Raw genomic sequence first — 13879 nt, forward strand, 5'->3', positions numbered from 1 at the left:
GACCTTCAAGTTCCACACCATCGGCGCCGACGGCCAGCGCGTGGTCGTCTCCTATCCCCCGCAAACCCAAGCCTGAGTTCGTGTCGTCGTGCTGATCGCTACTCTCGCCGCGGCGGGCGCATTGGGTCTTTCCTGGCCCAGCCTGCCGCACTCCATCCCGTTCCCGACCGAAGGGATGCATCGGCGCGCCGGCTACAAGGTCAAGACCAAGGCCTATCACCTCAAGGGCTGGGAGATGCGCATCGAGCGCGACGGTTTCACGGGCCTGACCCGCTGCCGGCTCTATGCGCCCTCGACCGTTCTTCAGGGGCGCATCACCTACGCCCGCGACGTGCTCGGCTTCCATCTGGGCGAGGACGTCGATGTGGGCGAGGCCTGGTACAGCATCGACGACAAGCCGCCGGTCGCCTGGCGCGATGACTTCCCGACCCTGGCCGCCCGGCGCGAGCCGCTGTCGACCGACAACCTGTTCAACCCTACCGGCGGCGTCGTGCTGATCCCGCACGAGAAGCTGGACGGCGCGCGCACCGTGACCATCCGGGCCGGTCGCGACCAGACTCCCAAGCGCTTTCGCCTGAAGGGGTTCGAGCCGGCCCTGGCGGCGGCGCGGGCCAATGGTTGCGGCGCGGCGGGTGGTGAAGCGGGGAGCGACGCGTTCCAGCGCGACGCCCTGACGCCGTGAGGCGGACCAACGGCGCCGCGCTCGCTCTCTGCCTGATCGCGATCACCCCCGCCGCCGGCCGGGCCGAGGACCTCGCCGACGCCTTGGCGCGGGCTTATCAGAGCAATCCCTCCCTGCAGAGCCAGCGCTACGAACTACGCGCGCTCGACGAAGCCTATGTCCGCGCCCACGCGGGCGTGCGGCCGTCGGCCGAGCTGCGGCTGACCGGCGACTATGCGGACAACCGGTTCGGCGACGCGGCCCAGGCCCTGCGGCTGGTGGCCGATCCCACGGTCGGACGCCGCCTGGAGACCAACCAGGGCGAGGCCACGGTGATCCTGGAGCAGCAGCTCTACAGCGGCGGCCAGGCCAGCGGCGCGATCGACGCCGCCGCCCTGCGCATTCGCGGCGGCCGCGCGGCGCTGCGGATCGCCGAGGGCGACCTGCTGCTGCAGGTGATCGCCGCCTATGCCGACGTTCGCCGCGACCGCCAGGGCCTCGAGGTGCGGCGCAGCAACCTGGCGGCCCTGGAGCGGCAGCTGGACATCACCAAGGCCCGCCAGGAGGCGGGGGAGGTGACCCGCACCGACGTCGCCCAGGCCCAGGCCCAGCGCGAGGCCGCCCTGGCCCAGATCATGGCCGCCCAGGTGCAGCTCGAAGCCAGCCGGGCCAACTATGCCGCCCTGGTGGGCGAGAATCCCGGCGAGCTCGATCCCGAGACCCCGCTGCCGCTGCTGCCGGGTACGCTGGATGAGGCCTTCGATCGCGCCGAACGCGATAATCCCGATCTCGAGCAGGTCCGCCTGACCGAACGCGAAAGCCATCTGCAGGCCCAGCTGGCCAAGACCGCCGCCCGGCCGACCGTGACCGCGCGGACCGCCTATGGCACGTCCGGCGAGTTCGCCCCGTTCTACAGCCAGGACCAGGACAGCGCCTGGACCGCCACCATCGCGGTCAGCAAGCCGCTGTTCGCCGGCGGCGCCTACCAGGCCTCGTACCGCGAGGCGCTGAACCGCAACGGCGCCGACCTGCTGCGGGTCGAGGCCGCGCGCCGCCAGACGATCCAGAACGTGCTGTCGGCCTGGAACCAGGCCGCGGCCGGGCGGGCCAACATCAAGGTCCAGATCGCCCAGGTGCGGGCCGCCGAGATCGCCTTCGACGGCATGAGCGAGGAGTTCAGGGTCGGCCAGCGCTCGACGCTCGACGTGCTGGTGGCCGAGCAGACCCTGCGCGAGGCGCAACTGGCCCTGCTGGGCTCGCGTCGCGACGCCTTCGTGGCCGAGGCGGCGCTGCTGCGCCAGCTGGGGTTGCTGGAGATGGGCGTGCTGACCACGGGCGTGCGGCTCTACGACCCGTCGGCCCACCTGCGCGAGGTGCGGGGCAAGGGCGCCGTGCCGTGGGAAGGCCTGCTGGTGGCGCTGGACCGCGCGGGGCGGGGTGGGCTCGACCCGCTGCCGGTGACCCGGGCGAGCGGCGGACAGGCCGACTTCGCGCCGGCCGCGCCGCCGGTCGAGCGGCCGCTGGCCGTCACCACGCCCACCGAGCCGCGAGCGACCCGCCGCTAGAGGGGGCGCTCGACACGACGGCGCGGGGCGCGTAACTCCGACCTTTCCGTCCGTCGTTCCGCTGGAGCCATGCTGCAGTCGCTGAAGCTCCTCCTGCCGGCCCTGGTCCCGTCGTGGAACTTCTTCGACGTGATCGCGCCGTCGCCGCGGATCGAGTACGCGCTGCTGGCCTCGCTCGACGCCGAGCCGGACTGGCGCGAGTTTCGGCCGCGACCGCGGCGCGTCTCGCCGGCCGCCATGCTGGCGCGCCTGTTCTGGAACCCGCGCCGCAATGAAGACCTGTTCCTGGTCAGTTGCGCCGAGCGTCTCGTCGATCAGCCCGGCGCCCACAGCGAGGACGAGATCTTCCGCCGGATCGCCGCTGATTTCGGTCCGGAGACGGGCGGCTGGCTGGGCTTTCGGCTGCTGTTCCTGGCCTGGGAGGACGGGGCGATCGTCGGCGAGGTGCTGTTCACCGCGCAGCCGCGCCGGTGGAAGGACGCGGCATGACCCTGGAGGCCGCCGCCCGCCTGAGCCAGGTCCTGGTGGCCCTGGCCCTGATCCAGCAGAGCCTGGAGCATCTGGCCGTCTCGCGCCCGGACCGTCCGCTGTTCGCCGCGCGCATCGTGCTGTGCCTGCTGGTCGTGGCGGGGGTGGTCTTGCCCTGGCCGCTGGTCGGCCTGGCGCTGGTGTCGCTGATGGTGCTGTGGCGCTTCCAGGGGCCCTATAACGGCGGCAGCGATCGCATGGGCCTGCTGACCCTGTGGTGCCTGATGCTGACGGCGTTCATGCCCGCGCCGCGCCTGAAGGAGCTGTTCTTCGGCTATCTCGGGGCGCAGCTGATGCTGTCCTACGTGGTGTCAGGCTGGGTGAAGATCGTGAACCCGGATTGGCGCTCGGGCGTGGCGCTGCGGCAGGTGTTCCAGTTCTCGGCCTATCCGGTCGCCGAGAGCCTGCGCGGCTGGGCGGCGCGGCCGCGCCTGCTGCTGGCCATGTCGTGGTCGGTGATGGCCTTCGAGCTGGCCTTTCCGCTGACCCTGCTGTCGCGGCCGGCGCTGATCGCGGGCCTGGTGGTGGCGGCGACCTTCCACCTGGCCAACGCCTGTCTATTCGGCCTCAACCGTTTCTTCTGGACCTGGCTGGCGGCCTATCCCGCCATTCTCTGGCTGCAGGATCGGCTGTTCTAGGCCTGTTCAGGCGAAGATCTTGATCACCGAGGCCAGGATCTCTTCTTTCGAGCGCACGCCCATCTTGCCGTGGATGTGCTTGATGTGGGTGCGGACGGTCAGGATCGAGACGCCCTTCTGGTCGGCGATCCGTTCGGCGCTGTTGCCGGCGATGATCTCGGCCAGGATCCGGGCTTCCATCGTGCTCAGCCCGAACATCGCCTCCAGGCGGGGCAGGTGGGCCGGGGCGTCGAAGTCCTTGAGCACGATGACCAGGGCCCGGTCGTCGCCGTCCTGCACCACGCGCATGCGCATCAGGTAGCGTTCGTCCTGGTCGCAGTCGATGATCTGGCAGACCTCCTGGCCGGCGAGGGCCTCGGCCATGCGCTCGACCAGGAACTGGTGGGCCCGGCGATCGACGCCGCCGACCTTGCCGCCGCGATCGACCAGGGGGCTCACGCCCGACAGCAGCACGGCCGCGGCGCGCGAGCGCCACAGCACGTTCCCGTGGGTGTCGATGACGATGCGGGCGATCTCGTCTTCGTCCAGGCAGAAGCGTATCGCGCTGATGTCGATGAGCGAAGCGTGGGAACCATCCATGGCCTCTTCCCTCCCTTTCGTAGGCGCGGCTACTTGGGGCGCGCCATTTTTATGCCTTACTTAAATCGAGTTACGGCCGAGTTATCCACAACCTAGGATGAGGGTGTATCAATTCGCGTCAGTTTGACGCATTGGGTGCTGATAATGATTATCATCTGAATTGAGATCATCGATCTGTATTACTAAGTTCAATTTAGTTTTCAAAACTTCTCCTGATTTTCCATCAATTCTCCTGACGGGTGAAACTGTATTCTGTACCCAAGGTGGGGGATTTCAGGCCCTCGGTTCTCTGCAATCGTTCATTAAGAACTTGTTAAGAGAAGCGAGGATCGGGACATGGCCGGCAAGCTATCGACGCTTCCTCGCGCCCTGCGCAGTCAGCGCAAGCCGTCCTTGAAGGACTGGATACTTGGCGGGAGCTTGCTCGCGGGCGCTCTATTCGTGGCTAGCGTCGGTGAAAGCCGCGCCCAGGTCACCGCTTATGCGGGCGGATCGCCTTCCAACATCGTGCTGTCCATTCCGGTGACGGCCTCGGTTGGCGGCCGCTGCGGCTTCTCGCCGGGCGCCGCGCCCAGCGGCACGAAGGACGTCGGCGAGGTCAACAACGCCTTCACCGCCGACTTCCCGTTCACCCTGCAGTGCACGGTGCCGTTCCGGGCGGCGGTGATCTCGACCAACGGCGGCCTGCTGGCTTCCAGCGTCACCCCGGCGACCGGCTACACCAACCTGGCGCCCTACCTGGTCGACCTGAACCTGGTGGGCGACGTCGGCGTCGGCACGGTCAACGCCACCTGCGACACCGGCGACCTGAAGACGACCTCGGGCGCGACCTGCGGCTTCAAGGGGCCGGCCTCGGCCAGTCAGGGCCTGCGCCTGAACGGCTCTTCCTACGACGTCAGCGGCTCGTACCTGCGGGTCCACCGCGGCGCCTATGCCGGCGCTCAGATCCTGGCGGCCGCCAACACCTATTCGGACTCGCTCACGGTGACGCTCAGCGTCTCGCCGTGACCGCGCTTACGGGTCCGCTCCCCCGGCGGATCCGGCGTCCTTTCAGGGGGAGGGGGCCTCGGCCCGAACAACAGAGAAAGCCGGTCCGCCGGCGCGACATTTGGGAGTGAAGAGATGAACAAGACGATCCTGATCGGCGCCGCCGCCCTCCTGGGCCTGGCGCTCGCCCCGGCCGCCATGGCCCAGACTGTGACTGGCACGGTCAACGTCACCGGCAGCGTCGCGGCCAAGTGCGTGGTCATCACCGGCGGCAGCGGCGGCACCTTCTCGGGCTCGATCCCGCTGGGTGAACTGGCCCAGGCCGACGGCACCCTGTCGACCACCCTGTCGGGCTCGACCAACGCCAGCCCCGGCGGCTCCACCCAGTTCCGGGTCAACTGCAACAGCGCCGCCCCCAAGGTGACCCTGAGCTCGACCCGCCTGGCCCTGACCCCCAGCGCCTCGGCCCCGACCGGCTATACCGGCGTGATCGACTACACCGCCGCGCTCGACGCCGCCCTGGCCAACAGCACGACCCAGACGGTCAGCTACGTCACCGCCGCCGCCCTGCCGGCCGCCACGGTCCAGAACCTGTCGACCAGCCTGGCCAACAGCGCCGGCAACCTGACGGTCAAGGCCTACGCGCTGAACACCGCCTCGGGCGCGCTGCTGATGGCCGGCAACTACGCCAGCACGATCTCGATCACCATCGAGCCCTCGTGATCGCGCGGGAAAGGGGAGAAACGCCATGCGTAGCGCCCTTCTCCTGACCGCCGCCGCGGCGAGCTTCGTGCTCGTCGCGGCCGGTGGGCAGGCCCAGGCCCAGAGCGTCACCGGCACGGTGCAGGTGAATGGAACGGTGGCCAACCGCTGCCTGTTCGTCACCGACAACGTCGTGCTCGACCTGGGCGAGCTGTCGCTGCAGACCGGTGACGTCGCGGCCATCGGCCGCCTCGACCAGGCCAAGCTGACGAGCCGGACGGCGACGTTGAACGGCTGGTGCAACGGCGTGTCGGCGACCATGGCGGTCGAGGCCCAGCCGATCCTCAACACCAGCTTCACCGACACGCCGCCGACCGGGTTCGAGCGCCGGATCGACTACACCGCCACCGCCTCGGCCGCTCCGGCCAGCGGCTCGGTGTCGGCGTCCGACACCACCGTCACCTCCGGCGGCGGCTCGGCCAGCACCACTGGCATCTTCGCCAGCGACATCGTCGTCAGCTTCGCCGACGCGGCCACGCCGGCCGGCGGCCGGCTGATCTCCGGGTCCTATTCGGGCTCGGTGGCCGTGACGCTGGCTCCGGCCACCTGAAGGGGAGGAAAGGTCGTCATGATCCAGCACCGGACCTGTTTCGCCAATGGCGTTGCGAGCTTTGCGGCGGCCCTGGCGGCCTTCGGATCGCTGTCCGCCGCCACCGGCGCCCACGCCCAGGATCCCGTCCAGGGAACCGTCGGCCTGGACGCCCAGGTGGCCCAGGTCTGCGTGCTGGGGACGCCCAATCCCGGAACCCTGGCCCTGGGCCAGATCTCCGAAGCCTCGGGAGCGCGGGTGGGCCGGCTGACGACCATCGCCAGCCAGTCCATCCAGCTTCCCGGCACCTTCTGCAACTACGCCGGCGCGGCCCTGGCCATCTCGGCCTCGCCGCTGGCGGTGACCACCACGACCCAGACCGGCTTCGTCGGCTCGGTGGACTACACCTGCACGATCAGCGCCTGGGGCGCGACGGCGGCGACGGTTCGCACGGCCGCGGGCAGCAGTTCGGGCACGGGCTCGAGCGCGACCAATCCCGCGCCGCAGGAAACCGACCTGACCCTGGTGGTCTCGGACTTCGCCGTCAGCAGCGACGACCTGCTGCAGCCGGGCGCTTACCTCGCGCTCGTCACCATCACCCTCGGGCCCGATGCGGGCCTGGCCGCCTCGGGGAGCTGAACCATGCGGCGCGCCTTCCTCATCCTGGCCCTGGCCCCCCTGGCTTTCGCCCCCTTTGCAATGACGGGCGCGGCTTCCGCCCAGACCTACGGTCCGTCCGACAGCGTCGGCCCGATCCAGATCACCGCCACCGTGCCCGACAACATCTGCACGATCGGCGACCTCTCCGACGGCGACAACCTGTTCGACGTCGGGGTGATGATCGACACCACCACGGGCCTGCTGCTGTCGACCCTTTCGGCGCCGCCCAAGGTGCTGACCGGCACCCAGTGCGGCGCGCCGAGCCAGCTGACCATCTCGGCCACCCAGATGACGGCCCAGGCCTTCACGACCACGCCGCCGGACGGTTTCTCGCGCGGGGTCGACTACACGGCCACGGCCTCGGGCTGGACCACGGTGGACGCCAGCTACGCCACCGGCGACGCCGCCAACACGGCCGCCACCCAGACCCGCGACACCGGCGGTTCGGGCCAGATCACCATCAGCCTGTCGGACTTCGCCACCGCCGGCGGCCCCAGCCTGCGGCCGGTCGCCGACGACACCTACCAGGGGGCGATCGTCGTCACCCTGGCGGCGATCAGCTGAGCGGGGAGGGCGTCATGACCAGAACCAACCGCATGAAGGCCGCCGTTCTCGCCGGGGCCTCGGCCGTCACGCTGCTGCTGCTGGGCCAGATCGCCCGCGCCCAGACCGACGACAACACCCGCGATTTCGTGGTCCAGGGCCAGGTGCCCAAGGTCTGCACGATCGCCTCGCCGACGCTCGGCGCGGGCCAGCTGGTCAACTTCCTGACCCTGACCGGCGGCACGCTGCAGGTCGATCAGCTGACCGATCCGGTCACCCTGTCGACCCGCGCCGCCTCGGCCCAGGTGACCTTCGCGGCGGTGTGCAACTACGCCCACCAGATCGTGCTGGAGAGCCAGAACAACGGCCTGTGGCGCTCGGAACTGGGCCTGACCCCGGCCCCGACCGGCTTCAGCGACGCTGTGCCCTACACCGCCACCCTGGCCTGGGGTCCGATCAACAACCGCTTCGAGGCCGACGCCAGCGCTCGCCAGATCCGCGACAGCGCCCAGGCGGTCGACCAGCCGGTCGTCGGCGACGTGACCCTGCGCCTGGATATCCAGCCGGGCGCCACGAACCTGCAGACCAATGCTCCGCTGGTGTCCGGCGTCTACCGCGACACCCTGCGACTGACGGTGGAACCCCAATGAAGACCGTCCTGATCCTCGCCGCCGCCGCGACGCTGGGCGTCGCCGCCCCCTTGGCTCCAATCGCCTCGGCCCAGACCGCGAACTCCACGGGCGACCAGGCCGCCAGCCAGCTGGAGCTGATCGCCCAAGCGCCAAGCGCCTGCGTGCTGTCGCCGCCTTCGGCGGCCAGCGGCGCCAACACCAGCTTCACCGCCCAGGGCGGCCAGGCCGGCGTCGTGCGCTTCACGCAGTTCGTCGATCCCCAGACGGCCCAGCCGCGCGACGCTTCGATCAGCCTGGCCTTCCCGGTGGTCTGCAACTCGGCCCACCGCCTGGTGGTGCGCACCGACGGCACGGGCCTGTCGCGCACCGCCGGCGCCGCGCCGGCCGCGGGCTTCCGCGACAGCCTCGACTTCCAGGTCACGGCCGACTGGGCCGGGGCCAGCGCGTCGGGCTCGAGCACTGCCCTCACTCCGATCGACCTGGTCACCGCCAACGGCGCGGCCGGACAGATGAACCTCGTCGTCGCCGTGGCTGGCGGCGGGGCGCCGATGGTGGCCGGCGACTACGCCGGAACGCTCGTCGTCGAACTGGAAGCCCAGAACTGAACTGTCGAACACCCATGAGGAGCGGACACCGAATGACTCGTTCGAAAAACTACCGGGGGCGTTGGCTGGGGGCGGTCGCCGCCCTCTGTCTCTCGGCTCTCGCGGCGCAGGGGACGCCGGGCCTGGGCGGAAGCGCCCTGGCCATGACCGTCCAGCCCGTCGTCATCGACCTCAAGCCGACCGGTCGGGGCATGTCCCAGATCGTCACGGTGCAGAACACCTTCGCCAACCCGCTGCCGGTCGAGCTGCACGCCGAGGAGCTGTCCTTCGACGACAAGGGCGCCCATCCCAGCGATGCGCCGACCAACGACCTGCTGATCTTCCCGCCCCAGGCGGTGATCCAGCCGGGCGAGACGCAGTCGTTCCGGATCCAGTGGGTGGGCGATCCGGCCCTGGCGCAGAGCAAGCACTACTACGTCACCGTGGCCCAGATGCCGGTGAAGCTGCCGGAGGGCCAGTCGGCCATCCAGATCCTCTACAACTTCCAGGTCCTGGCCAGCGTCGGCCCCGCCGGCGGCAAGCCTTCCCTGGCCCTGTCCAAGAGCGAGATCGGAACCGACGCCGAAGGCAAGCCGGTGCCGGTCGTCTACGTGGCCAACACGTCCAACACGCACGGATACCTGTCCCGCGGAAAGCTGCGGATCATCGAGAAGGACGCCGCGGGCAAGGCGGTCTTCACGCGGACCATTCCCGGTCCGGAGATCCAACAGACGATCGGCTTCGGCCTGATCGCCCCCGGCCAGACGCGGCGGATCGCCGTTCCCATCGAACTGCCCTTGACGGCGGCAGCAGGAGGCTCCCTTGAGGCTCAATTCTCGTCCGACGAAGGGCGCTAGGTCCTTGACCTACCGCCGCTGGCTGCTGGCGGGATGCCTGGCCGGCGCGACGCCCCTCGTCGCGCCCCTGGCAGCCCTGGCCGAGCCGATCCCCTATGCGATGCTGGCCGCGGCCCAGGAGCCGACCAGCGCGCCTTCCCCCGGTGCGGCCACCGCCGCCGATGCTCGCCGCCAGCTCAATCCGACCGGCCGCGACGTCAATCTGACGGTGCCGCTGAAGACCGGCGACTACTATCTGGGCGACATGCCGCTGGCGATCTCGGCCGACGGCCAGCTGTCGATGCCGTCGGACCGGCTGCTGAGCCTGCTGGCTCCGTTGCTGGACACCCCGGCGATCGCGGCCCTGCGCTCGTCGCTGGCCGGCCGCAGCACGGTCTCGCCCGAGGCGGTGACCGCCGCCAACATGAGCATGACCTACGACCCCCGGGCGCTCGAACTGCGGATCGTGATCCCCGCCGAGCTGAAGGTGGTGCGCAGCCTGCAGGTCGCGCCGATGGACCGCACGGGCGTGGGGACCTACCTCCCGCCGGCCGGCTTCAGCGGCTACATGAACATCCGCGGCTCCGTCGACTACGTCGAGCAAGGCTTCGACGAGGGCTTCGGCGACCCGACCTTCCTGCTCGACAGCGCGCTGCGCATGAACGGGCTGGTGTTCGAGAACGAGGCCGTCTGGCAGCCGGGGGCGGACAATGACTTCCAGCGGCTGGGCACGCGCTTCGTCTATGACGACGTCAAGAACGTGCTGCGCTGGACCGCCGGCGACCTTCAGCCCGTCGGCCGCGGCTTCCAGTCCGCGCCCGACATGGTCGGGATCTCGATCTTCCGCTCCTACAGCGTGCTGCAGCCGCAGACGATCGCCCGGCCGCGCGGCCGCGAAAGCTTCACCCTGGCCCGGCCCTCCGACGTCAGCGTGATCCTCAACAACCAGCTGACCCGGCGCCTGCGCCTGGATCCCGGACGCTACAACGTGCGCGACTTTCCGTTCGCGCAGGGCTCCAACGACGTCCGCCTGGTCATCGAGGACGACACCGGCCGGCGCGAGACCTTGCAGTTCAACGTCTTCTTCGACCGCGCCCAGCTCGATCCGGGCCTGTCGGAGTTCGGCCTGTTCGCCGGGGTGAAGGCGCCGCTGCTGCTCGACGGCCCCGACTACACCGAGGAATGGACGGTCAGCGCCTTCTATCGCCGCGGCATCACCGACAGGGTCACCCTGGGCGTCAACGGCCAAGCCGACGACACCACCGTCATGATGGGCGCCGAAGGTCTGTTCGGGACCAAGATCGGCACGCTGGGCGTCGACTTCGCCCTGTCGCATATCGACGTCTACGGCTCGGGCTATGCGGCGATCGTCAGCTTCCAGAGGCTGTTCCAGTTCTCCGGCGGCCGCGCCGACGCCCTGAACCTGTCGTTCGAGACCCGCAGCCGCGACTTCGGACCGGTCGGGACCTTCATTCCGGACAACCGCTACGCCTACGAGATCGGGGTCGGCTATTCGCACGCCTTCAGCGACGCGATCTACGCCAGCTTCGACGGGCGCTATTCGGCCGGCCGCGACGCGTTCCCGGACGCCAGCGCCTACCGGCTGGGCATGGGCTACCGCCTGACCTCGAACCTCGCGGTCACGGCCAACCTCATGTACGACGACGTGCCTGGGCGCCGTGAAACCTCGGCCCTGATCTCGCTGTCCTGGCAGTTCTCGAACAACTCCAGCCTGCGGGCCGAGTACGACGGCCGCGAAGACCGGGCCCGGATCGCCTACCAGACGATCCACGGCCAGGGCGTGGGCTCCTACAACGCCTTCGCCGAGGTCTCGCGCTCGCCCGACGACTCCGCCTTCAACGGCAGCGTCAACTACATCGCCAACAGGGCGGAACTGGGCCTGTCCCACTTCCAGGCCTTCGACGGTCCCGACAATGGCCGCACCTCGATGCGGGTCGGCACCTCGTTCGGCTTCGCCGACGGCGCGGTGTCGGTCGGCCGGCCGATCTACGACAGCTTCGCCATCGTCCAGGGCCACAAGAGCCTGAAGGGCGCCGACATCGTCGTGAACCCGACGCCGTTCGGCTACACCGCCAACAGCGGCAAGATGGGTACGGCGCTGGAGACCGGCCTGGCCGCCTACGCCGAGCGCACGATCACGGTCGACGCGCCCAACGCCCCGGCCGGCTACGACCTCGGCTCCGGCTCGTTCCGGGTCTTCCCGCCGTACCGCTCGGGCTATCGCCTGGTGGTGGGGTCGGACTACTCGGTCACCGCCATCGGCCGCCTGGTCGACGCCGACGGCCAGCCGCTGGCCCTGGTGTCCGGTCGCGCCGTCGAAATGGCCAAGAGCGGCGAGGGCGCCGAGCCGATCACCATCTTCACCAACCGCGTGGGCCGCTTCGGCGCCTCGGGCCTGAGGCCCGGTCGCTGGCGGCTCGAAATGGGGACCACGCCCCCGACCGTCTATTACCTCGACGTGCCGGAAAGCGCCGAGGGCTTCGTCAAGGCCGGGGACCTCAAGCCCGCCGCGTCCGGAGGCTGACATGAAACGCCGATCGCATCTCCTGCTTCTCGGCCTGGCCGCCGGCCTCGGCGGATCGCTGCTGGCCTCGGGCTCGGCCCTGGCCCAGTGCGTGACCTTCGATCCCGTCGTCCTGTCGGGCACCTTCGATCCGTTCAATCCGACGGGTACGACGGTGCAGACCCTGTCCATCACCGCCCGGCGTCCGCCGGCGGTGGGCGGCAAGAAGACGCAGGAGGTGAACTTCATCTACCTGCGCCGGCCCGACACGCCGTCGAGCCTGACGATCGTCCAGACCTCGACCGGCGGTCAGATCCTGGAAAATCCGCCAGGGCACGTGCTCGACCCCAACAACGTCAATCCCAACGAGGTCGAGCTGAATTTCGGCGGCGTCGGCCAGCCGGACGTGCAGACCTTCATGGTCACCATCACCGTGCCTAGCGGCGCCGATCTGCCGGCCGGGACCACCGACCTCTATCTGGACCAGAAATACTACTGCAAGCGCACCGGCGGCGCGGCCGACGAGCAGGGGGTGATCGCCAACTCGCTCGACGTGCGGATCAATGTGCTCAGCGCCCTGCAGGCCAGCTTTGTGGGTCCGGCGCTGGATTTCGGCGAGATCGGGACGCTGGCCACGGCCGACCTGCCCACCACGCCGAACTCGGTCAAGCAGCGCACGGGCAATGTCCGCGTCGCCAGCTCGGGTCCGTATTCGGTGGCGCTGACCTCGGCCAACCAGTTCCGGATGACCTATCCGGGCGGCAACCTGGCCACGACCAACCAGCGGATCCCGTACCAGCTGGCCTTCCTGGGCCAGACCAAGACCACGGCCTCGCCGACCTTCAGCACCGTGACCTGCGCGCGGGCCGGGCTGTCGGGACAGTATCTCGCCGTGACTCCGACCCTGCTGGAAGGCGGGGCGGGCAAGGTCCCCGCGCCCAACTACCAGGACATCCTGACGGTGACCGTGACTCCTCTGGCGGTGCCGACCGGCACGACTCCCGTCTCCTGCATGTGACCTCGGCCCAGCCTGAAAAAGCCCCGCCGGCGCGAGCCGACGGGGCTTTCTTTTATCCGGTCGCCCGAGAGGGGCGGGCGGCGGCGGATCAGAGGGCGGTGATGTTCACCGAAAGGTCGCCGACCTGGCCGGCGTCCGCGCCCGGATCCAGGCGCAGGGCGTGGCTCTGCGAGGCGGCGGTGCTCGATCGGCTGATCAGGGTGACGCCGGTCGACGACAGCTGGATCTTCTCGCCGTCGACATAGACCGCGGCGTCGGTCAGGCCCTGGGCGTGGGTCAGGCGCACTTCGTAGCCGGCGGCGCTGTTGCAGAACTCGGTCATGCGGCCCAGATCGGTCGACTCGGTGGTCGAGGCCGTCGAGGCGTCGAGGGTGACGCGGCAGATGACCGGCACGTGCCCTTCGAGACGAAGCTCGTAGCTGGCCGGCGCGGCGGAAGCGGTGGTGGCGGCCAGGGCGGTGACGGCGGCGGCCAGGATCATCGGAAAGCGCATTTAAAACCCCAGGAACGAGGATGACGGGAGGATCATCCCGGGTGAGGGTTAAGCACCTCGCCCTAAAACATGGTAAACAAAATTAGTAGTAAGAATGACAGGGTGTCGCAATAGAATATTCGTTAGGTGGGAAGTCTAATGATGTGTGCGTAATGCATTCTTACTATATCGGGGATTGGCAATAAAATGCCGCCCATGTGGCGGCTCTAATGCTGGGTTGTGTTGATTGGCTCGCGCGAGCGGCGGCGATCGACCGGCGCCGGATCAGGACGAGGGGGTGCTGATGTCCTGATCCGGCGCTCGACGGGCGGGGCGGCTCCGCCGAGGACCGTCGAGGCGT

At 69.4% G+C, this 13879-nt stretch carries 16 protein-coding genes; 14 read left to right on the plus strand and 2 right to left on the minus strand.

What is annotated here, in order from left to right:
* The first annotated feature begins 88 nt into the window (after window positions 1-88).
* From AC07NS_RS20800 to AC07NS_RS20815, 4 genes are all read left to right on the plus strand, one after another.
* Window positions 89-682 (plus strand): hypothetical protein, encoded by a 594-nt coding sequence (locus AC07NS_RS20800; protein ID WP_494606311.1) that lies wholly within the window; start codon window positions 89-91, stop codon window positions 680-682.
* Entirely contained in the window at window positions 679-2226 is a 1548-nt protein-coding gene (locus AC07NS_RS20805) for a TolC family outer membrane protein (protein WP_494606313.1), read from the plus strand. The genes AC07NS_RS20800 and AC07NS_RS20805 overlap by 4 nt, the downstream gene beginning before the upstream one ends.
* A 69-nt stretch (window positions 2227-2295) precedes the next feature.
* Window positions 2296-2715 (plus strand): hypothetical protein, encoded by a 420-nt coding sequence (locus tag AC07NS_RS20810; protein ID WP_494606315.1) that lies wholly within the window; start codon window positions 2296-2298, stop codon window positions 2713-2715.
* On the plus strand, window positions 2712-3392 hold the full coding sequence (locus tag AC07NS_RS20815) for an HTTM domain-containing protein (RefSeq protein ID WP_494606317.1): 681 nt from the start codon (window positions 2712-2714) through the stop codon (window positions 3390-3392). Before AC07NS_RS20810 ends, AC07NS_RS20815 begins: the two co-directional genes overlap by 4 nt.
* 6 nt (window positions 3393-3398) lie before the next feature.
* Here AC07NS_RS20815 and AC07NS_RS20820 read toward each other — a convergent pair whose 3' ends face one another.
* Complete coding sequence (locus tag AC07NS_RS20820; RefSeq protein WP_494606319.1) at window positions 3399-3971, minus strand: helix-turn-helix transcriptional regulator; 573 nt, start codon at window positions 3969-3971, stop codon at window positions 3399-3401.
* 441 nt (window positions 3972-4412) lie between these two features.
* Between AC07NS_RS20820 and AC07NS_RS20825 the strand changes: the two genes are divergently transcribed.
* The 10 genes from AC07NS_RS20825 (at window position 4413) to AC07NS_RS20870 (ending at window position 13046) form a co-directional block, all read left to right on the plus strand.
* Window positions 4413-4979: a hypothetical protein gene (locus AC07NS_RS20825; protein WP_494606321.1), complete on the plus strand. Its 567-nt coding sequence runs from the start codon at window positions 4413-4415 to the stop codon at window positions 4977-4979.
* Window positions 4980-5093: 114 nt separating this feature from the next.
* Window positions 5094-5681 (plus strand): hypothetical protein, encoded by a 588-nt coding sequence (locus AC07NS_RS20830; protein ID WP_494606323.1) that lies wholly within the window; start codon window positions 5094-5096, stop codon window positions 5679-5681.
* A 25-nt stretch (window positions 5682-5706) separates the two neighbouring features.
* Window positions 5707-6270 (plus strand): hypothetical protein, encoded by a 564-nt coding sequence (locus AC07NS_RS20835; RefSeq protein ID WP_494606325.1) that lies wholly within the window; start codon window positions 5707-5709, stop codon window positions 6268-6270.
* An 18-nt stretch (window positions 6271-6288) separates the two neighbouring features.
* A complete protein-coding gene (locus AC07NS_RS20840; protein ID WP_494606327.1) occupies window positions 6289-6888 on the plus strand; it encodes a hypothetical protein in 600 nt (199 codons plus the stop codon).
* 3 nt (window positions 6889-6891) lie between these two features.
* A complete protein-coding gene (locus AC07NS_RS20845) occupies window positions 6892-7473 on the plus strand; it encodes a hypothetical protein (RefSeq protein ID WP_494606329.1) in 582 nt (193 codons plus the stop codon).
* A 14-nt stretch (window positions 7474-7487) separates the two neighbouring features.
* Entirely contained in the window at window positions 7488-8102 is a 615-nt protein-coding gene (locus AC07NS_RS20850) for a hypothetical protein (RefSeq protein ID WP_494606331.1), read from the plus strand.
* Complete coding sequence (locus AC07NS_RS20855) at window positions 8099-8689, plus strand: hypothetical protein (RefSeq protein ID WP_494606333.1); 591 nt, start codon at window positions 8099-8101, stop codon at window positions 8687-8689. The genes AC07NS_RS20850 and AC07NS_RS20855 overlap by 4 nt, the downstream gene beginning before the upstream one ends.
* A gap of 32 nt (window positions 8690-8721) precedes the next feature.
* Window positions 8722-9525 (plus strand): fimbrial biogenesis chaperone, encoded by an 804-nt coding sequence (locus tag AC07NS_RS20860; RefSeq protein ID WP_494606335.1) that lies wholly within the window; start codon window positions 8722-8724, stop codon window positions 9523-9525.
* 4 nt (window positions 9526-9529) lie between these two features.
* Window positions 9530-12049, plus strand: a complete 2520-nt coding sequence (locus tag AC07NS_RS20865) for a fimbria/pilus outer membrane usher protein (RefSeq protein WP_494606337.1) — start codon at window positions 9530-9532, stop codon at window positions 12047-12049.
* Between the two features lies 1 nt (window position 12050).
* Entirely contained in the window at window positions 12051-13046 is a 996-nt protein-coding gene (locus AC07NS_RS20870) for a hypothetical protein (RefSeq protein WP_494606339.1), read from the plus strand.
* An 88-nt stretch (window positions 13047-13134) separates the two neighbouring features.
* On the opposite strand, the gene AC07NS_RS20875 is transcribed toward AC07NS_RS20870, so the two are convergent.
* Entirely contained in the window at window positions 13135-13539 is a 405-nt protein-coding gene (locus AC07NS_RS20875) for a hypothetical protein (RefSeq protein WP_494606341.1), read from the minus strand.
* Window positions 13540-13879: the final 340 nt, after the last annotated feature.

The organism is Caulobacter sp. GW821-FHT10A10 (assembly GCF_059415745.1).